The organism is Marinobacter sp., assembly GCF_041686475.1.
Classification (GTDB): domain Bacteria; phylum Pseudomonadota; class Gammaproteobacteria; order Pseudomonadales; family Oleiphilaceae; genus Marinobacter.
In genome coordinates this window covers 36,307-53,763 of sequence record NZ_JAWLDU010000005.1, presented here as the reverse complement: position 1 = coordinate 53,763, position 17,457 = coordinate 36,307, and the positions used below count along the sequence as shown (strand labels likewise).

Annotated in this window: 19 protein-coding genes and 1 other RNA gene; 11 read left to right on the top strand and 9 right to left on the bottom strand. The window is 56.3% G+C overall.

Annotated elements, in window-relative coordinates:
- Positions 1-20: 20 nt before the first annotated feature.
- Both ACESMB_RS02460 and ACESMB_RS02455 read left to right on the top strand, forming a co-directional pair.
- Positions 21-1,691: an acetolactate synthase large subunit gene (locus tag ACESMB_RS02460; RefSeq protein ID WP_372970836.1), complete on the top strand. Its 1,671-nt coding sequence runs from the start codon at positions 21-23 to the stop codon at positions 1,689-1,691.
- Positions 1,692-1,741: 50 nt separating this feature from the next.
- Positions 1,742-2,014 carry a hypothetical protein gene (locus ACESMB_RS02455; RefSeq protein ID WP_372926366.1) on the top strand — a complete coding sequence of 91 codons (273 nt, stop codon included), beginning with the start codon at positions 1,742-1,744 and terminating at the stop codon, positions 2,012-2,014.
- A 7-nt stretch (positions 2,015-2,021) separates the two neighbouring features.
- Here ACESMB_RS02455 and ACESMB_RS02450 read toward each other — a convergent pair whose 3' ends face one another.
- The gene (locus ACESMB_RS02450; RefSeq protein WP_372926367.1) at positions 2,022-2,621 is read right to left on the bottom strand and encodes an exopolysaccharide biosynthesis protein; all 600 of its coding nucleotides are present in this window, start codon (positions 2,619-2,621) and stop codon (positions 2,022-2,024) included.
- A gap of 213 nt (positions 2,622-2,834) precedes the next feature.
- On the opposite strand from ACESMB_RS02450, the gene ACESMB_RS02445 reads away from it, so the two are divergent.
- Both ACESMB_RS02445 and ACESMB_RS02440 read left to right on the top strand, forming a co-directional pair.
- Complete coding sequence (locus tag ACESMB_RS02445; RefSeq protein ID WP_372926368.1) at positions 2,835-3,461, top strand: peroxiredoxin; 627 nt, start codon at positions 2,835-2,837, stop codon at positions 3,459-3,461.
- Between the two features lie 68 nt (positions 3,462-3,529).
- Positions 3,530-4,075 carry a rhodanese-like domain-containing protein gene (locus ACESMB_RS02440; protein ID WP_372926369.1) on the top strand — a complete coding sequence of 182 codons (546 nt, stop codon included), beginning with the start codon at positions 3,530-3,532 and terminating at the stop codon, positions 4,073-4,075.
- A gap of 78 nt (positions 4,076-4,153) precedes the next feature.
- Here the strand turns inward: ACESMB_RS02440 and ACESMB_RS02435 are convergent, their stop codons facing one another.
- The 3 genes from ACESMB_RS02435 to ACESMB_RS02425 all read right to left on the bottom strand — a co-directional run bounded on the left by ACESMB_RS02435 (position 4,154) and on the right by ACESMB_RS02425 (position 6,402).
- A complete protein-coding gene (locus tag ACESMB_RS02435; RefSeq protein WP_372926370.1) occupies positions 4,154-4,747 on the bottom strand; it encodes an SLAC1 anion channel family protein in 594 nt (197 codons plus the stop codon).
- A 137-nt stretch (positions 4,748-4,884) separates the two neighbouring features.
- Positions 4,885-5,328, bottom strand: coding sequence for a hypothetical protein (locus ACESMB_RS02430; RefSeq protein ID WP_372926371.1), 444 nt, complete (start codon positions 5,326-5,328; stop codon positions 4,885-4,887).
- 165 nt (positions 5,329-5,493) lie between these two features.
- Positions 5,494-6,402 (bottom strand): MBL fold metallo-hydrolase, encoded by a 909-nt coding sequence (locus tag ACESMB_RS02425; RefSeq protein ID WP_372926372.1) that lies wholly within the window; start codon positions 6,400-6,402, stop codon positions 5,494-5,496.
- Positions 6,403-6,682: 280 nt separating this feature from the next.
- Between ACESMB_RS02425 and ACESMB_RS02420 the strand changes: the two genes are divergently transcribed.
- Positions 6,683-7,954: an FAD/NAD(P)-binding oxidoreductase gene (locus ACESMB_RS02420; RefSeq protein WP_372926373.1), complete on the top strand. Its 1,272-nt coding sequence runs from the start codon at positions 6,683-6,685 to the stop codon at positions 7,952-7,954.
- 48 nt (positions 7,955-8,002) lie between these two features.
- Entirely contained in the window at positions 8,003-8,683 is a 681-nt protein-coding gene (locus ACESMB_RS02415) for an SOS response-associated peptidase (protein ID WP_372970835.1), read from the top strand.
- A gap of 60 nt (positions 8,684-8,743) precedes the next feature.
- Here the strand turns inward: ACESMB_RS02415 and ssrA are convergent.
- From ssrA to smpB, 3 genes are all read right to left on the bottom strand, one after another.
- Positions 8,744-9,108, bottom strand: a transfer-messenger RNA (tmRNA) gene (gene ssrA, locus ACESMB_RS02410).
- 82 nt (positions 9,109-9,190) lie between these two features.
- Positions 9,191-10,618 (bottom strand): wax ester/triacylglycerol synthase family O-acyltransferase, encoded by a 1,428-nt coding sequence (locus ACESMB_RS02405; protein ID WP_372970834.1) that lies wholly within the window; start codon positions 10,616-10,618, stop codon positions 9,191-9,193.
- A gap of 158 nt (positions 10,619-10,776) precedes the next feature.
- A complete protein-coding gene (smpB, locus tag ACESMB_RS02400; protein WP_137435843.1) occupies positions 10,777-11,256 on the bottom strand; it encodes an SsrA-binding protein SmpB in 480 nt (159 codons plus the stop codon).
- Between the two features lie 179 nt (positions 11,257-11,435).
- On the opposite strand from smpB, the gene ACESMB_RS02395 reads away from it, so the two are divergent.
- The 3 genes from ACESMB_RS02395 (at position 11,436) to ACESMB_RS02385 (ending at position 13,861) form a co-directional block, all read left to right on the top strand.
- On the top strand, positions 11,436-13,064 hold the full coding sequence (locus tag ACESMB_RS02395) for a sodium-dependent transporter (protein ID WP_372927273.1): 1,629 nt from the start codon (positions 11,436-11,438) through the stop codon (positions 13,062-13,064).
- 72 nt (positions 13,065-13,136) lie between these two features.
- On the top strand, positions 13,137-13,583 hold the full coding sequence (locus ACESMB_RS02390) for a type II toxin-antitoxin system RatA family toxin (protein ID WP_372927274.1): 447 nt from the start codon (positions 13,137-13,139) through the stop codon (positions 13,581-13,583).
- Entirely contained in the window at positions 13,580-13,861 is a 282-nt protein-coding gene (locus ACESMB_RS02385; RefSeq protein ID WP_372927275.1) for an RnfH family protein, read from the top strand. Before ACESMB_RS02390 ends, ACESMB_RS02385 begins: the two co-directional genes overlap by 4 nt.
- A gap of 7 nt (positions 13,862-13,868) precedes the next feature.
- On the opposite strand, the gene ACESMB_RS02380 is transcribed toward ACESMB_RS02385, so the two are convergent.
- Positions 13,869-14,195, bottom strand: coding sequence for an outer membrane protein assembly factor BamE (locus ACESMB_RS02380; protein ID WP_372927276.1), 327 nt, complete (start codon positions 14,193-14,195; stop codon positions 13,869-13,871).
- Between the two features lie 122 nt (positions 14,196-14,317).
- Here ACESMB_RS02380 and fur point away from each other — a divergent pair, with 122 nt between their 5' ends.
- Positions 14,318-14,728, top strand: a complete 411-nt coding sequence (gene fur / locus ACESMB_RS02375) for a ferric iron uptake transcriptional regulator (RefSeq protein WP_137435836.1) — start codon at positions 14,318-14,320, stop codon at positions 14,726-14,728.
- 94 nt (positions 14,729-14,822) lie between these two features.
- Here fur and recN read toward each other — a convergent pair whose 3' ends face one another.
- On the bottom strand, positions 14,823-16,502 hold the full coding sequence (gene recN / locus ACESMB_RS02370) for a DNA repair protein RecN (RefSeq protein ID WP_372970833.1): 1,680 nt from the start codon (positions 16,500-16,502) through the stop codon (positions 14,823-14,825).
- Between the two features lie 245 nt (positions 16,503-16,747).
- Between recN and grpE the strand changes: the two genes are divergently transcribed.
- Entirely contained in the window at positions 16,748-17,353 is a 606-nt protein-coding gene (gene grpE / locus ACESMB_RS02365; RefSeq protein WP_372927278.1) for a nucleotide exchange factor GrpE, read from the top strand.
- Positions 17,354-17,457: the final 104 nt, after the last annotated feature.

Sequence of the window (17,457 nt, the reverse complement as noted above, 5' to 3'; positions counted from 1 at the left end):
CATCCGCAACAGGAGAAAGGATGACCGCTCAGGCCACTGATCGCCGCAACGGTGCGGAACTGTTTGTTCGAGCCCTGGAAAATGAAGGTGTTCGTTACATCTTCGCGGTACCGGGGGAGGAAAACCTTGATTTTCTGGAAGCCGTAAGGGAGTCCGATATTGAATTGGTGCTCAATCGGCACGAGCAGGCAGCCGGATTCATGGCTGCCACCTACGGGCGGCTGACCGGCCGGGTTGGGGTATGCCTGTCAACGCTTGGCCCCGGTGCCACCAATCTGGTAACCGCAGCTGCCTACGCCCAGCTTGGCGGCATGCCCATGATGATGATTTCCGGGCAAAAGCCTATCAAGTCGTCGAAACAGGGCCTGTTCCAGATTCTGGACGTGGTGGACCTGATGCGTCCACTCACCAAGTACACGCGCCAGATAAGCAATGCCAACACTATCCCTGCCAAAGTGCGGGAGGCGTTTCGCCTGGCCTTGGAAGAGCGCCCCGGCGCCGTTCATCTGGAGTTGCCGGAAGACATTGCCTCGGAAATAGCGGAATCCGACACCCATATCTTCCAGCCCAGTGACGCCCGCCGCCCCTCAGCCAGCACCAAGAGCCTTGATACCGCCTGCGAGATGATCCGCAAGGCCCGGCATCCGCTGATCATGATCGGTGCCGGCGCCAACCGCAAACGGGTGTCCCAGGCCCTGATTCATCTGGTGAATGTTACCGGTATTCCATTTTTCACCACCCAGATGGGCAAGGGCGTGGTGGATGAGCGCCATGCCCGCTATCTTGGTAACGCTGCGCTTTCGTCCGGCGACTTCGTACACTGCGCCATCGACCATGCCGACTTGGTCATTAACGTGGGCCACGACTTGGTTGAGAAGCCACCCTTTTTCATGAAACCCGGTGGTAAAAAGGTTATCCACGTGAACTTCAGTGGCGCGGATGTGGACCCAGTGTACTTCCCCCAGCACGAAGTGGTCGGGGACATCGCAAACAGCGTGGAATATCTTGCAGAGCGTTGTGGCCAGTGTTCGTCACATGATTTCAGCCGCTTCACGGAGGTGAAAGCGGCCGTTGACAGTCACCTGGCAGAAAAGGTGGATGACAGCCGCTTTCCGGTCATCCCCCAGCGCATTATCCACGATGTCCGCCAGGAAATGCCGGAAGATGGCATCATCGCCCTGGATAATGGAATGTACAAACTCTGGTTTGCCCGTAATTACCCGGCCTACGATAACAACACGGTGTTGCTGGATAACGCCCTCGCTTCCATGGGAGCAGGCCTGCCCAGTGCAATGATGGCCGCGATGCTGTATCCGCATCTGAAGGTGATGGCTGTATGCGGTGACGGCGGCTTCATGATGAACAGCCAAGAGCTGGAAACCGCCGTGCGGCTGAAACTGAACCTGGTGATCATGGTTATCAACGACAATGCCTACGGCATGATCAAGTGGAAACAGTCCCAGGAAGGGTTCACGAATTTCGGGCTTGATTACGACAATCCGGATTTCGTGAAATACGCCGACGCTTACGGGGCCACCGGCCACCATATCAGTCGCACCGAGGACCTCCGGCCCACGCTGAAACATGCCCTGACCGAAGGTGGTGTACACCTGATTGAAGTGCCCGTGGACTACAGTGAGAACCGCCGTGTGTTTGATGAAGAATTGGTAAAACTGACCTGCAATCTATAGCCGGTGTAGTATGATTCGCGCTGAATCGACATCGGTGTGAGGGTGAGTGGATGAGCTACGCGTGGTTGAAGGTGGGACTGCTGTCGCTGCTAATGGCGACCGTTGCCGGCTGCAGTAAGCCGGAATCACCCCAGGAAGTGGCTGCGGAGTTCTGGCAGGCCATGGAGGACTACGGCCGGGCACTGGCAGAGGCTGGCGCCCGCTTGTCGCAGCTGAGTGACGAGTCCTTCAGCAGTTACCAGCGGAAGTGGTCAGACCAACTGGATGAAATCAGTGGGCGCACCAAAAGGTTTCTCGAAGACGTGAAAGACAGCACCCGATAGCGGTTGGCTAACCTGCCAGGCTGGTGACCACAAACCACCCGGTCACCAGCGTAAATGATGTTGCCAGAATAGCCAGCACTCCATCCCGTGCCACAATCGCCAGGCCGAACGCTATCAGCGCTGCACCGGCGCCATTGGCGCTGAACGGCACCACCTCCATCAGTGGCATCCCCATGGCAACCGCCATGCAGATGATCGCCATGACATAAAGCCCCGGTCCGTCCACCAGAAAAACCAGACGTGGTCCTGTCCACCTGTCGAGAAAGCGCGCAGGTTTCTGCAGCCAGTCCAGCCCCTTCAGCAGTTTGTGCTGTGGAACCGAGCGCCGGGAAATCCAGGATGGCAGCCAGATGGAATGCCTCTGGAACAGTAATTGCCCCAGTGTCAGCAACACCACCAGGCCCAGAATTGTCGGAACACCCGGAATATCACCGATCAACGGTGCGATGGTAATCAGCCCCGCCAGCAATACGACCGGCCCGAATGAGCGCTCTCCCACGCTATTGAGGATGGCGTTGACCGACACCTGCCCCGCCTCGGTTGCCGATTCGCGAATCTGATCCAGCAGTTGTTCCATGCTAGTGGCGTCGTTGTGGTTTCTTTCCATGCTGCCTACCCATCAAAACAGTCCGTGAGGCCCGCTCCGGATTATATCGGCTACTGCTCGCTCAGATCGACCAACAGGTAAAGGCCTCATGACTTAAACCTATTTGATCTATAGATATAACTATATTGGATAAAGACTCCTGATCAGGTTATTGTTATCTGGTCACGACGAGGCATGCAGCCTCCCAACGCAAAACCCGAAAGGAGATCCACTATGAGTTTGAGACTTGGCGATACCGCACCGAACTTCACCATCGACAGCACCGCCGGCCAGATCAATTTCCACGATTGGGCAGGAGATTCCTGGGTGTTTTTCTTCAGTCACCCCGCCGACTTCACACCGGTCTGCACCACTGAAATGGGCCGCACAGCCCAGCTTGCGAAAGAATTCGACGCCCGCAACGTGAAGCCTCTGGGTCTGTCCACCGATACTGTCGAAGAGCACGTAAAGTGGATTGACGACGTCAACGACACCCAGAATTGCGACCTGCAGTTTCCTATCGTTGCCGATGCCGACCACAAGGTTGCCGAGCTTTACGAAATGATCCATGCCGGTGAAAGCGAAACCGCCGCCGTGCGCAGCGTATTTATCATCGACCCCAACAAGAAGATCCGCCTGACCATGACCTACCCCATGGCGGTCGGCAGGAACTTCGACGAAATCCTGCGGGTGATTGATGCCCTGCAGTGCGGTGATGAAAACAACTGTGCCCTGCCAGCAGACTGGCGCAAGGGTGGCGACGTCATCATTCCGCCCTCCATCTCCAACGAGGATGCCAAGGGAATGTTCCCGAACGGCTGGAATGAGATTCGTCCCTACCTCCGCACCACCAAGCTGTAATCGCGTTCGCGGAGTAAAAAAAGCGCCTGCTGGTTGGCAGGCGTGTTCTTTTCCAGGAGGAAACGACGATGAAACATCTGGTATTTGCTTTGTTAACAGCCTTTGTCTTCGGTGCTAACGCCTATGCCGAAGATGCCCTGTCTCTCACGCCTCAGCAGACCTACGACATGGTCCAGGAAAAGGGGGATGAGATTCTTTTTGTTGATGTCCGGGACCCGGTGGAAATCATGTTCATCGGCTACACAGACGTGATCGACAAAAACATTCCGTTCAAACTTGTGGACCGCTCTGAATTCCTGGCTGACAAGGGCCGGTTCGCCATGAACACCAATCCCGATTTCGCGGCGGACGTGGAAAAGGCACTCGAGGAAAAAGGGCTCAGCAAGGACGCTCTGATTATTACCATGTGCCGTTCAGGCTCCACCCGGGGCAAGCCCAGTGCGGAGTACCTGCTGGAGCGCGGATTCACCAATGTGAAGTATATTGATAATGGCTTTCAGGGCGGCGGCGCCAAAGAAGGCAAGAAAGAGGGCATGAGAATTGTCAGTGGCTGGCAGAACGACGGCCTGCCCTGGTCAATGAACCTGAACCCGGAAAAAATCTATCGTCCCTAGTGTTCCTTGGACACTAGTCCTCAATACAGATTGCCCGGCGCTGCACAGCCCGGGCAGTTCTCCACACCAGCATCCCTATCAGCAGTGTAAGCAGCGCCAGAAAGATGGCCACGTAATAGAGAATACGGGCGAAGGCATCCATCTCGCCGGCAGAGTCTGATGGAACAGCATGCGGTAGAAAATAATGGTAAGTAACACCAGCCAGAATATCAGGCCGACACTGAAGAAAAACCATGAAATCTCCGGTGACGCATGCCTGACGCCAGCAACCGGCACGAGGATGTTACCAACAACCGGGATAAACCAGGCTGGATTCAGGTGGTCAACCTCGAAATGGGTCTGGTGCATCCATACCGAAAGCACATGAAGAGTGAACGCCAGATGAAGAGAAGCGCCTGCGGCCCAACAAACCAGAGAAAGCGCATGACTATAGGGCAGCAGAGCCACACTGATGAGGATCAGGCCGATGGAGACAGTGGGGAAGAAGTTGAGCTTTATCGGGTGTGAATATTCCGCTTTGACCTGATTCGGGTATTTCAGAATCTTCGTCAGGTATAAAGCCAGTAGAATCACGAAGGTAACAATCGTTAACCCCAGCAGGACAACGCTGGGCCGGACAGGGAGTGCAAAGAGTGGTTCTGCGTGGTGCCAGGCAACCGTGAATCCTGTCATCCCCATGATTACCGCAAATCAGGACACCGGGAAATTCTGCAGTCGTGAGGGCTTCACCTCGGTCATCTACTCACCTCTGGTTATTTGCTGAACGAAGCATGCCCGGACAAATTGCCCGGGCATGCTGCCAGACAGAATCAGAACGTGAACGTACGCATGCCCGGATTCAGCATCTGGTCTGCCATTTCCGGCGGCATGGCAACGCCAACACCGTCAATCAGGTCGTCCTTATCATAGTCGCTGTTGGGGAGATACAGTGCACAGACTTTCGCCTCACCTCCGTTCTTGAGCAGGCCACGGAGCATCTGCCCGGGCGTTACATCTTTTGGCTTGAGTGCCGGTGCTTCATAGGATTTCAGGGCCATATCACCGGCTTTGTCGCACAGAAGCACGTTCACTTTGGCACCTTTTTCGGCCATGGTATTGGACAGCACCATTGCCATGCCCTGGGTTTGCAGGGAGTCGCTGGAGAGGATAACCAGCACTTCTTCAACGGCATCCTTGTGGTTATCAGCATGAGCGCTGAATGGCGCAACCGCAATCAGTGTGGCAATGGCCAGGGCTTTCAGGGATTTGATCATGGAAAGAACTCCTTTTTGGGTTGATCGGTAAACCTCATCGCCACAGTAGCGTGACCATGTGGACCCTTCTGTGACAAAGTCACTTTCAGTCTGAAATGCGCTTTTTTTCACAAAAAAGCCGGGCGCTTCAGGCCCGGCAACGGGGTTTCATTTCTCAGTCCGGGATCATTCCCAGGCGGCACCTTCAAGAGCGTCCAGTGGAATCTTCAGGTAACGCGTGCCATTGGCTTCCGGCTCAGGCAGCCTCCCGCCACGGGTATTTACCTGAAGGGCGTGGAGGATCAGCTTGGGCATGGGGAGCTCGCTGTCGCGTTTGTTGCGCAACTTCACATACTGCTCTTCCGTGGTGTTGGCCAGGTGTCTGTTTGCCTGTTTCTGCTCGCGCACGGTGCTTTCCCATTCAGGTTCACGGCCGCCGGGCATGTAGTCGTGGCCGGTGAACAGTCGGGTATCCTCCGGCAGGGCCAGTATGCCCTGGATTGACTCCCACAACTGATGCGCATCGCCACCGGGAAAATCGGCCCGGGCAGTGCCGAAATCGGGCTGGAAAAGGGTGTCGTGTACAAAGGCTGCGTCGCCAATCACATAGGTGACGGATGCAAGGGTATGCCCGGGAGAGAATATCACCCGCCCGTGCAGGTTCCCGACGCGGAATTCATCGCCGGCACGGAACAGATGGTCCCACTGGGAACCGTCTGCCGGAAACTCCGGCCAGTTGTAGATGTCCTTCCAGAGTTCCTGAACCCCGGTCACGTAGCCCCCGATAGCAGTGGGGGCGCCGGTTTCCTCCTTGAGGTATTGGGCGGCAGAGAAATGGTCGGCGTGGGGATGGGTGTCGAGAATCCACTGTACCGACAGGCCCTGTGCATCAATGTACTTCAGGAGCTCATCAGCGTGATGCGTGGCCGTTGCGCCGGACTTTTCATCATAGTCCAGTACCGGGTCGATGATGGCACACTGCCTGGTGTCAGGATCGCTGACCACATACTGAACGCTGAATGTACGAGGGTCGAAAAAGCCTGCCACATCAGGTGTGCCTGCTTCGGTTGCGGGGGAATTCTGAAATCTGTTCATGAGCGCGTCCTCCTCGTTGCCTGAAAGCGCTGTAGGCTTGCTTTATAGTTATTAGCATATAGCTATAGGTTTTATCTTTCTAATTGTCCCGTTAAATGTGATTAATGCAGAAAAGCTATAAATAACTAACCGATGATCGGAAATATCTAAATCTATGACTGAGAAGTAGAGCGCGAGATTTCAATATGAATAAATAGTCTAACGATAGAACCAAATGTTTGGTAGGCTTTAATATATCTCAATCGCCACAGACTCCAAACAAAGACAAGAGGTTCGAGGCATGATCAGCAATACAACAACGCCCCAGAGTGAACTCAAAACGCATACGGTTGTGATCGTAGGTGGCGGAGCTGCCGGCATTTCCGTAGCGGCCAGCATTTACAAGCGTGATCGTAATCTCGACATAGCCATCATCGAGCCTGCCGGCAAACATCATTACCAGCCCGGCTGGACCATGGTCGGGGGTGGTGTTTTCCGGCCGGAAGTGACTTCCAGACCCATGTCGGAAGTGATGCCGGAATTCGTTTCCTGGTATCAGAAAGCAGTAGCAGCAGTGGATCAGGACCGTAACCAGATCAAGCTGGACGATGGCTCGGCCATACAGTACGAGATGCTGGTTCTGGCTCCGGGGCTGGAACTTTACTGGGGCGGCATTGAGGGGCTGGAGGCCGCACTGGGCTCCAACGGCGTAACCTCGAACTATCGTGAGGGCATGGCCAGTTACACCTGGGATATGGTTCAGAATCTCAAACAGGGTACGGCCCTTTTTACCCAGCCGCCCATGCCCATCAAGTGTGCCGGCGCACCCCAGAAAGCCATGTACCTGTCGTCCGATTATTGGCTCAGGCACGGCGTGCTGAAAAATCTGGACATCCAGTTTCACAACGCCGGAGCAGTCCTGTTTGGCGTTGCCGACTATGTGCCGGCACTGGAAGCCTACATTGAAAAGTATGGCATCGATGTGAACTTCCAGAGCACCCTGGTTTCCGTTAATGGCCCTGCGCAGACCGCCGTATTCCGAAGCTCCGACGCCGACGGCAACAGCCAGGACCGCGAAGTCGGCTTCGATATGCTGCACGCTGTACCACCCCAGCGTGCTCCGCAGTTCATCCGCGAATCCGCACTGGCCAACGAAAACGGCTGGCTGGACCTGGCGGATGACACTCTGCGCCACAAAACCTTCTCCAACATCTTTGGCCTTGGTGATGTCAGCGGAACCGGCAATGCCAAGACCGCAGCGGCGGTTCGCAAACAGGCGCCGGTAGTGGCAGAAAACCTGATCGCCAGCCTGCGCAATGAACCGCTGCGTGCGGCCTATCTTGGCTATGGTTCTTGCCCACTGACGGTGGAAAACGGCAAGATCGTGCTGGCGGAGTTCGGCTACGGCGGCGTCCTGCAGCCGAGCTTCCCCAAATGGATCAATGACGGCACCAAAGCTACCAGGGCGGCCTGGTTCCTGAAGGCCAAGCAGCTGCCTGCGCTATACTGGCACGGTATGCTGAAAGGACACGAGTGGCTTGCAAAGCCAGCGGTTCGTTCAACCACTGACTGACGTGGTCTCGCCGGGGAGTGGCCCCAACCACGGAAAAGGGGCAATGACATGTGCGGCCGGTTTAACGTAAGTGACGATTCCCTGGTGCAGGGGCTGCTGGAGGAGCTTGGAATTCCTCTCAGTATAGAGCCCCGGGTAAACATCGCCCCGGGTGCAAATGCCCGGGTGGTTTACGAAACCTCGCAGGGCCGCAATCTGGAAGATGCCATCTGGTCACTGCTCATTGAGCCAAAACCCGATGGCAGCGGATATCGGCCCTCACCGAAATACAGCACCTTCAACGCCCGTGCCGGAAGTCTGGGGACCAGCCCGCTCTGGAAACAGCGCTTTCACTCCCAGCGGGCCATCATCCCGGCCAGTGCCTTCCACGAATGGACCGGAGAGAAAGGCCGCAAAAAGTGCTACAACATCCATCCCGTTAACAGCGCTATTGCTTTTGCGGGCCTTTATGAACTCTGGGATTTCCGGGGCGATGTTGTGCCCTCGTTTACCATCGTTACCCTTCCGCCGCACCCCAGGTTCAGCCATATACATCCGAAGAGTATTCCGCTGATGCTCGGGCCGGAAGAGTTTGATATGTGGCTGGACCCGCATCTGACGAACACGGACCCGCTGCAGCATCTGCTCAAGACCCGAATCAGGGAACCGTTGCTGGTGGAACCGATAAAGTCACCGTTGAATCTTGAGAAAATGGGGCATGGGGAGGAGATTGCCGCGGACGAGACGTGATTCGGATCGGGACTGTCAGGCATAAAAAAGCCCCTGAATTCAGGGGCTTTTTTAGTTGGTTGGTGGAGACGGCGGGAATTGAACCCGCGTCCGCCAGTACTCAGCCTTGAGATCTACATGCTTAGCGTCTCTCTATTGGTTTAAGTTCAAGCGACCCGAGAGCCAGGGTGCAAGAACCGAGTTCTTTGAATCTTAGCCGTTAGCCAGTGAACTCTGGATAACGGAGCATCCCGTAAGCGATGACGTCCTGAGATGTTGCTTCCGGGCTACGGGCGACCCGGTCAGGACGACTAGCAGCTTACGCTGCTAGTGCGTAGTTTTCGTCGTTTGCGACTATTGCGTTGCAGCTTTGGATTAACGAGATTCGCTGCCATCTCGACATGCACCCAAGGGTTCGCCACCAGCGTCGAAGCCATGTCGTCCCCTTACTCACAGTATATGTGGCCCGTTTGCCGGACTTCAAGGTTTGTTTGTTGCAGTTTTGTGCGCCGGGCCCGGTAGTTGTACCTATCGGGCCTGGCTGGCCTTACGCGCACGGGCACCGCTCCGGCCTGCAAGAGCTAAGTGGCTCAGGGCCTGGAAGCTTTCCCGGAAGTGGCTCATTACCTCTTCCGGGTTGGCATGGATTGCCTTGTCGACCGTGATGCCGAACTGAACAGTACCGGCATAGCTTAAAATACTGATGCCAATGCCAATGCTGCCACTCTGGGGAACCCAGAACATGGGCTGGGTCAGTTTGCTGCCGGCGAGGTACAGGGCATCTTTGGGTCCCGGGACGTTTGTCAGCACCGCAGAGGCTTTCCTGCTCAAAAGCTCCAAAGCGCGCCGTTCCAGTATATCGGGGCCACGGCCGAACAGATCAAGGAGGCTATAGGTAACCTGAGCCTGGTAGGAGCGTTTGAGGCGGTTCATGTTTTCCTGTACCTGCCGGAAACACATGATGGGGTCCTGGACTTCTACAGGCAGCGTCACCAGAACCATGCCGAACTGGTTGCCGAGGGTTTCGATGGGCTGGTTCAGTGGCCGCAGGTTGAAAGGCACGGCTACCCGGATCCCGCATTCCGGGATGGGTTCCCTGTTGGCAGCGAAATGCCGCTGCAGGGCGCCCGTGGTGGCGTATAGCAGCGCGTCGTTGACGGTCCCTCCGAGTGCTTTGGCGCAAGCTTTCACTTCTTCGAGATCCAGCGGCTCGCCCCAGGAGACCTGTTTGCGCCCGGAAAGCGGGCTCTTGAGGTCGGTTTTGGGTTCGAACGGCGCCAGCCCCAGCTTGAGCAGGTCCATGGCAACACCGCCGGCAGAGGACGCCAGTTTCAGGGGGTAACTGGGCTCTTCGCGCATGGAATGAAGAAACAGCCTGGCCTGATCTGTTGCAGCATGGGTGCTGTCCACCAGTCTGTGGAGCGTGCGCTGGAGTGTCGAGGCTGCCTTGTGGCTGGACCGTGGCTTGGTCGCTACCCGCTTCAGTCTGGGTTCCGGGGTTTTGTCGGTAAGCGAGAGCATTACCCGCACCAGGGATATGCCATCGGCAATGCAGTGATGGATTCTAACCACCAGGGCGCTGCCACCCTCGTAATTGTCGATGTAGTGCATTTGCCAGAGCGGCCGGCGGAAATCCAGTGAGGTACTGTTCAGGTCGCTGGCCAGTTTCTGCAGTTCGGCCTTGTCGGCCTTTCCCGGCAGGGCAATCTGGTGAAGGTGGTTGTCCAGATGAAACAGGGGATCATCCTGCCAGTAGGCGCGGTCGCCCTGATCGACCACTCGCTGGCGAAATCGCTCAAAGTAGAGGAAGCGCTCTTCGAGTGTCCGTTTCAGGCGGTTGATGGAAATCGGCTGATCCAGGGTCAGTACCCCACAGATCATCATCGGATTTTCCGGTGTGTCCATGCGCAGCCATGCGCGGTCAACAGCAGACATGGGTATCTTTTTTGGTGACATAAGCTCTCCCTCTGCCATGCACCGGGACTCCCGAGTATAGGCCTGTTGGAATTCTTAACAAAGAGGGTGAGTATGCAACACACCGGCCCATGCTGCCCATGACCGGTGTCAGGTATTGTGCAATTTTTAATGGGCCGTGATCAGGTTATCGGTGGTGGTCAGAGGTTGGTGTCGCGCAGGATACGCTGCTTCTGCCGGTTCCAGTCCCGTTCCTTCTCGGTGGCGCGCTTGTCAAACAGCTTCTTGCCTTTCACCAGGGCAATTTCGCATTTTACCTTGTTCTTCTTCCAGTAGAGCGCCAGTGGGATGCAGGTGTAACCTGCCTGGTTGACCTTGCCAACAATCTTGCCGATTTCCTTGGCGTGCAATAGCAGTTTGCGGGTGCGTGTCGGGTCCGCAATGACGTGGGTAGACGCAGTGATCAATGGCGTAATGTGGGAGCCCAGCAGCCAGGCTTCACCATCCTTCAGCAGCACGTAGGCATCGGTCAGCTGCGCCTTGCCGGCACGCAGGGATTTCACTTCCCAGCCCAGCAGAGCCAGGCCGGCTTCGAAGCGTTCCTCGATGTGGTATTCGTGTTTTGCCTTTTTGTTAAGGGCAATGGTGGCGCTCGGAGCGCCGGGTTTCTTCTTGCTCATGAATCGATGATCCGGAGTCGCACAAGGAATTTGCCGGGCGTATTCATGCCGGAAAAGCGCGCATTGTAGCCTAGTAGTGCCAGACTGGTCACGAAATCGACGCGATTGGCTGTATCCTTGGTCGTACGGTTCGCAATTACTCCGCTACAATGTGCCCTCAGATGTCGTCAGGGAATGGAATGCCTACTCCATACGCAACTTCCATCGGGTCCTGGACCCGGCCAACCACCTTTTTCTGGGCTGCAACCGGGGCAACCTTTGGCCTGGCGAATGTGTGGCAGTTCCCTTATCTGGCCGGTAATCACGGTGGTGGGCTGTTCATTCTGCTTTACCTGGTATGTCTGGTACTGGTGACGCTCCCCCTGATGATTACCGAATCTGCCATGGGGCGTCATTCACGACATGGTCTGGTGCTGTCGCTGGATGGTTATGTGCGCAGTGCCCGGCGCTCCCGTTTGTGGGTGTGGGCCGGCAGGATGGGAATTCTTGCAGCACTTCTTGTGCTTTCCTTTACTGCCGTGTTCGGAGCCATTGCCCTGGCGTACGTGTTCTATGGCGCCATGGGCCGTTTCCTGGGCGCTGGCGAAGCACAGGCGGCGGCCACGCTCTCTGCGCTGGTCTCGGAACCGGAGGACTATCGCGTGTTCATGGCCTGGCACGGGTTCTTCCTGGTGCTGGTTATCTGGGTATCCATGCAGGGCGTGGTCGATGGAATCGAGCGGGCGGTTCGCGTGGTTGCACCGTTAATGCTGATCATGTTGCTGGCGCTTTTTGGACTGGCTGTCTGGAGTGGTGATTTCACCAGTGCCTCCGGTTTCATGCTCAGCTTCCACCCTGATGACGTAACAGCGGAGAGCGTGCAGGCTGCACTGTTTCACGCCTTCTTCACCCTGGGCCTGGGAATGGGGGTGTGGACGCTGTTTGGCGCCTATACGCCGGTTGGTACCCGGCTCAAGCGTTCGGTACTTGCAGTGGTGCTGATTGATACGCTGATCGCCATTGTTGCCGGCCTGGCGATTTACTCTCTTGTACCCGGGGGGCACTCCATGGAGGGAGAGCGTGGCTTTGGCCTGCTGTTCCTCTCCCTGCCCCTGGCATTGTCGGATCTGCCCGGCAGTCAGTTCGTGATTGCGGCGGTCTTCCTGTTGATTGTAATGATCGTATGGACAACCTCGCTGTCCCTGCTGGAACCGGTTGTCGGGTGGTTCCGGGAATGGACGGGCGCTCCCCGGGGGTGGTCGGTGTTCCTGATGGGCATGCTGGTATGGCTGGTTGGCCTCGTGACGCTGCTGTCCTTCAATGTCTGGTCCGAGCATCGCCTGGCCGGCGGCACGGTTTTCCGGTGGCTTGAGCTGGCGGCCGGCGGTTTGTTGATACCGCTGGTGAGTATCCTGATTGCGATATTTGCGGGCTGGTGTCTGACCCGTAACCTGACCTTTATCATACTGGGAAGGGCGCCGGGATTGTTCCGCAGGATATGGTTCTGGGTCATGCGGCTGGTGCTTCCCCTGGTGGTTGCATATGTCGGTATTCAGTACACGGCAGTGTCACTGGTTGCCATGTGCAATAACGGGAGTGTTGCTCCCTGGTGCGGCCCAGCGGATGTGGTGGCGACGGAATCAATACGCCCGGAAGGCTCTGACAAAAGCTCTCCGGAGGCAGGTAGCGACGAGCAGGGTGAAGCCGGCAATGGGGAAGGACGTGAAACTCCGCAAAGCGATGGCAAGAGTGAACAGGAGGGCGCCAATGGAAAGAATGGAGAGGAGGGTGGTCCCAATGACGACGAGATCCTTTATCATAGCGTCTGAGCCAGGCTAAATCCGGCAAGGCTCACCAGCATTATCCAATCAAGCATGTATCAAGCAGGACGTTTGCCTCTAATGCCCCATCAGATCGATAAAACCGCGCTGGTTATGCATCCGGCAAATCGCATGTTCCATCTGGTCAATGATGTAGCCCGCTATCCGGAATTCCTGCCCTGGTGTGCAGATACTGAAATACATGAAGAAACGGGCGAGCAGATTGTGGCGTCCATGGATATCGCCAGGGGTGGGGTTCGCCATCGTCTGACCACCTGCAACCAGTTGCTGTTGCCGGATACTATTGAAATGAGTCTGGTGGATGGTCCCTTCAGGAATCTGAGTGGCCGCTGGCATTTCAAATCTCTGGATGATAATGCCTGCAAGGTCATTCTGACCCTGGAGTTCGAGTTCTCCGGGTCTCTGTCACGAATGACGTTCGGCCCGGTATTCAGCCAGGCGGCGAATACCATGGTGGATGCTTTCTGCCGTCGTGCAGACGAGCTTTATCGAGGAGGTGTGGCTTGATCGATGTGGAAGTGGCGTTCGCCCGGCCAGACAGACAGGAAATAGTCCGGTTACAGGTCGAGGAAGGCACGACGGCGGTGGAAGCGGTGCGGGCTTCCGGCATCGACGCAATTTTTCCGGAAATTGATCCGGAAAAGGACGACATGGGTATCTTTGGCAAGGTGATCAAGAGTCCGTCTGCACACGAGTTGCGTCAGGGTGACCGGGTTGAAATATACCGGCCATTAAAGATCGATCCCAAGGAGGCCCGGCTTAACCGGGCAAAGAAGAAAACCTGAAGCAGATTCAGTATGCCGGGGTCTCTTCCAGCAGCTGCGCTTCGTAGTGGGAATACTGTTCGTCATCGTAATAGACGATAACCCGCTGCTCCTCGATGTCACCACCGCTGCGCTGGAAGGTATACACATAGTATTCCCGGGAAGGATCCGCCGGGTTGGTCATCAGGGGTGTTCCCAGCAGGGAATGAACCTGGCTGCGGGACATGCCCTCGGCCAGTGAAGTCAGCTCTTCGTCAGTAAGTACGTTTCCCTGTTGCACATTGATCTTGTACACACCTGGAAAGGCACAGCCAGTCATGATGAGAGTGAGAATGAGAGCTGTGATCTTTTGCATCGCCGGGGGAAATCCTCTATCTTGAAATCGCCTGCCAGGGGCAGGTGTGACACGGTCTGACCGTTAACATGCGGCTCCATCATACCGGAAGCCGTGAGGCACACCAAAGAGTGAATCGTAACATGTCATCCGAAAACACCGAATTGCGGAAAGTCGGTCTTAAAGTCACTCTGCCAAGAGTGAAAATTTTCAATATCCTGGAAAACTCCGAGGAACATCACCTCAGTGCAGAGGATGTCTACAAGAAGCTTCTGGAACAGGGTGATGACGTGGGCCTGGCAACTGTGTATCGGGTGCTCACCCAGTTTGAGGCTGCGGGCCTGGTTCTGCGCCATAACTTTGAGGGTGGCCACGCGGTATTCGAAATGGCGGGCGACGACCATCATGACCATATGGTCTGCACCCAGACCGGAGAAGTCATCGAGTTCGTTGACGACATCATCGAAGAGCGGCAACAGAAGATTGCCAAGGAGCGTGGTTATGAGATCGTCGACCACAGCCTGATTCTCTACGTCAAACCAATCAAGTCCTGAGTCGCGGGGCGGAATAGAAAAAAGGGGCGGGTGTTGAGCCCGCCCCAAAAACTCTCAGGATCGAGAGGGGAATACCTTACGAATCTGCGACTCCTCAGTGGTGCGTTGCCTGGCCCTTGGTGAACATTTCATGGGCGTGGGCAATGGTATGCTCCGTCATATCAACGCCGCCCAACATCCGCGCCACTTCGCTTACTCTGCCATCTTCGTCGAGTGGCTCGATCTTCGAGTAAGTAGCGTCTGCTTCCGTGAACTTGCTGACAAACAGGTGCTGGTGGCATTGCGCCGCCACTTGCGCCAGGTGGGTCACACACAGAACCTGGCCATTATCTCCCAGGCTTCTGAGCAGTCGACCAACCACCTCAGCGGTTCCACCACCAATGCCGACATCTACCTCATCAAACACCAGGGTTGGTGTGGTGGATGTCTGTGCAACCACCACCTGAATAGCCAGGCTGATGCGGGACAGTTCTCCGCCGGAAGCAACCTTGGCCAACGGCCGTGCAGGCTGTCCGGGGTTGGCGCTGACCAGGAATTCGATATCTTCCAGGCCATGGGGTGCAGGCTCCTCATCCTTGTTGCGGCTCAGATGGGTAACGAACTGTACGGCCGGCATACTCAGCTGGGCCAACTCTTCAGCAATCCGCCGGTCCAGCTTGGCAGCCGCCTGCTGCCGGGCCTCTGACAGTTGTGTGGCCAGTCCGTTAAACAGGCCAAGCTGTTCGTCCAGCTCTGCTTCCAGCTTTTCAATGCTGCCTTCGCCATCGTCCAGGGAAGCCAGCTCTGCAGTGAGGGAGCGGTGGAACTCAGGCAGGGTTTCCGGAGTTATGCGGTGTTTGCGTGCCATCTGGTAAATCGAACTCAGGCGCTCTTCCACCTCCGCCAGCCTGGCCGGATCTGCGTCGTAATCTTCCACGAAGTGGCGCAGGTTATCTCCTGCTTCGGTAATCTGGATCTGGGCCTCGTTCAACATCTGGACGGTTTCAGCCAGTGCCGGCACCTCTACAGGCAGCTGTTCCAGTTGCTGAAGCGCCTGCCTGACAAGGTTTGCTGCACTGTTGTCATCTTCCGTGCATAGCAGGGTGGCCTGGTGGCTGCTGTGCAGTACGGCGTCGGCGTGGCTGAGCTGTTCCTGTTCTTTCTCCAGTTGCTCCTGCTCGCCCTCTTGAAGGGCCAGGCGGTCCAGTTCTTCCACCTGATATCTCAGCAGTTGCAGGCGGGCTTCGGCCTCGTCGGCGTTCTGGCGACGTTCGGCCAGGCGCTGATGGGTTCTGTGCCAGATTTTCCAGGCTTCTCTGGTCTGATCTGCCAGCGCATCCACGCCGGCGAACTCGTCCAGCAGTTTGCGGTGGGTTTCCTTGCGAAGCAGGGACTGGTGCTGATGTTGGCTGTGGATATCCATCAGCGTGCTCCCCAGGTCTTTCAGGTGCGCCAGCGGGCAGGGCTGGCCGTTGATATAGGCGCGGGAGCGGCCGTCCTTGCTGATGACGCGGCGCAGTATGCACTCATGGTCATCATCCAGTTCGTGATCTTCGAGCCATTGCCTGGCTTCCGCAATTGCGGAAACATCAAAGGTGGCGGTGATATCTGCACGTTTGGCTCCGTGCCGCACGGCGCCGGCATCGGCACGGCCGCCCATGGCGAGGCCCAGGGCATCCAGCACTATGGATTTGCCGGCACCGGTTTCCCCGGTAAGGGCCGTCATCCCCTTTGCAAACTGAAGTTCAACCCGTTCGGCAATGGCGTAATTGGAGACGGTGAGTTGTGTGAGCATGCAGATATCCTCCGCTCGTTTCCTGAATACTGTTAATTCATACAGTGACTGTGAATATATACAGGGATTTATCGGTTTGCAAACATCGTCCGTAGAATTTGTGAACGAATGATGGCCTCAACGGTTGAAACATTCTTTGCGGGCCCCATATCCGTTCGCAAACACGTTTTTCCCGGTTTTGTATGACCGGGAGCCATAGTTAACCGGCCGCTGTTATGGCCGTCGACGACCAAGCAGGAGTTGCCATGAGCGCTGACGAGAAGCGTAACGAACAGGTTGAGGAAGAGCTGAAGGGCAAGGCCGAAGCGGCCGCACAGGAAAATGGTGCTGCTGACGATGCCGCGGAGAACTCTTCCGAAGGCGAGATTGAGGCGCTTAAGGCGCAGGCGCAGGAGTTCCAGGAACAGATGCTGCGCTCGCAGGCAGAGATGCAGAACGTCCGCCGGCGCGCCGAGATTGACGTCGAAAAAGCTCATAAATTTGCGCTGGAGAAGTTTGTAAAGGAGCTTCTGCCGGTTGCTGACAGCCTCGAAAAGGCTGTAGAAAGCACCGAAGGGCACGAGGATGCCGGTGAGCTTGTGGCGTCCATCCGTGAAGGTGTCGAGATGACCCTGAACCTGTTTATGAACAGTCTCAGGAAATTCAATGTCGAGCAGCTCAACCCGGTGGGTGAGCCGTTCGATCCCCAGCAGCATGAGGCCATGTCCATGGTGCCTGCGCCCGATGCGGAACCTAACAGCGTCGTGGCCGTGGTCCAGAAGGGCTACATGCTGAATGAACGGCTGGTTCGCCCCGCGATGGTGGTGGTTGCCAAGGCCGAGGATGCACCAAAAATCGACGAACAGGCTTGAAAAGCAGATTAACGCGCCAATATAGCCAGTAAACAGGCAGCGCACCGGGGCTCCCGGAACAGCTTTGAAAATAGTCAGAACTGAATTGAACAATCGAATTGGAG

Coding starts and splice junctions, on each gene's coding strand:
- ACESMB_RS02460 (WP_372970836.1), top strand. CDS start 21: ATGACCGCTCAGGCCACTGATCGCCGCAACGGTGCGGAACTGTTTGTT.
- ACESMB_RS02455 (WP_372926366.1), top strand. CDS start 1,742: ATGAGCTACGCGTGGTTGAAGGTGGGACTGCTGTCGCTGCTAATGGCG.
- ACESMB_RS02450 (WP_372926367.1), bottom strand. CDS start 2,621: ATGGAAAGAAACCACAACGACGCCACTAGCATGGAACAACTGCTGGAT.
- ACESMB_RS02445 (WP_372926368.1), top strand. CDS start 2,835: ATGAGTTTGAGACTTGGCGATACCGCACCGAACTTCACCATCGACAGC.
- ACESMB_RS02440 (WP_372926369.1), top strand. CDS start 3,530: ATGAAACATCTGGTATTTGCTTTGTTAACAGCCTTTGTCTTCGGTGCT.
- ACESMB_RS02435 (WP_372926370.1), bottom strand. CDS start 4,747: ATGACAGGATTCACGGTTGCCTGGCACCACGCAGAACCACTCTTTGCA.
- ACESMB_RS02430 (WP_372926371.1), bottom strand. CDS start 5,328: ATGATCAAATCCCTGAAAGCCCTGGCCATTGCCACACTGATTGCGGTT.
- ACESMB_RS02425 (WP_372926372.1), bottom strand. CDS start 6,402: ATGAACAGATTTCAGAATTCCCCCGCAACCGAAGCAGGCACACCTGAT.
- ACESMB_RS02420 (WP_372926373.1), top strand. CDS start 6,683: ATGATCAGCAATACAACAACGCCCCAGAGTGAACTCAAAACGCATACG.
- ACESMB_RS02415 (WP_372970835.1), top strand. CDS start 8,003: ATGTGCGGCCGGTTTAACGTAAGTGACGATTCCCTGGTGCAGGGGCTG.
- ACESMB_RS02405 (WP_372970834.1), bottom strand. CDS start 10,618: ATGTCACCAAAAAAGATACCCATGTCTGCTGTTGACCGCGCATGGCTG.
- smpB (WP_137435843.1), bottom strand. CDS start 11,256: ATGAGCAAGAAGAAACCCGGCGCTCCGAGCGCCACCATTGCCCTTAAC.
- ACESMB_RS02395 (WP_372927273.1), top strand. CDS start 11,436: ATGCCTACTCCATACGCAACTTCCATCGGGTCCTGGACCCGGCCAACC.
- ACESMB_RS02390 (WP_372927274.1), top strand. CDS start 13,137: ATGCCCCATCAGATCGATAAAACCGCGCTGGTTATGCATCCGGCAAAT.
- ACESMB_RS02380 (WP_372927276.1), bottom strand. CDS start 14,195: ATGCAAAAGATCACAGCTCTCATTCTCACTCTCATCATGACTGGCTGT.
- fur (WP_137435836.1), top strand. CDS start 14,318: ATGTCATCCGAAAACACCGAATTGCGGAAAGTCGGTCTTAAAGTCACT.
- recN (WP_372970833.1), bottom strand. CDS start 16,502: ATGCTCACACAACTCACCGTCTCCAATTACGCCATTGCCGAACGGGTT.
- grpE (WP_372927278.1), top strand. CDS start 16,748: ATGAGCGCTGACGAGAAGCGTAACGAACAGGTTGAGGAAGAGCTGAAG.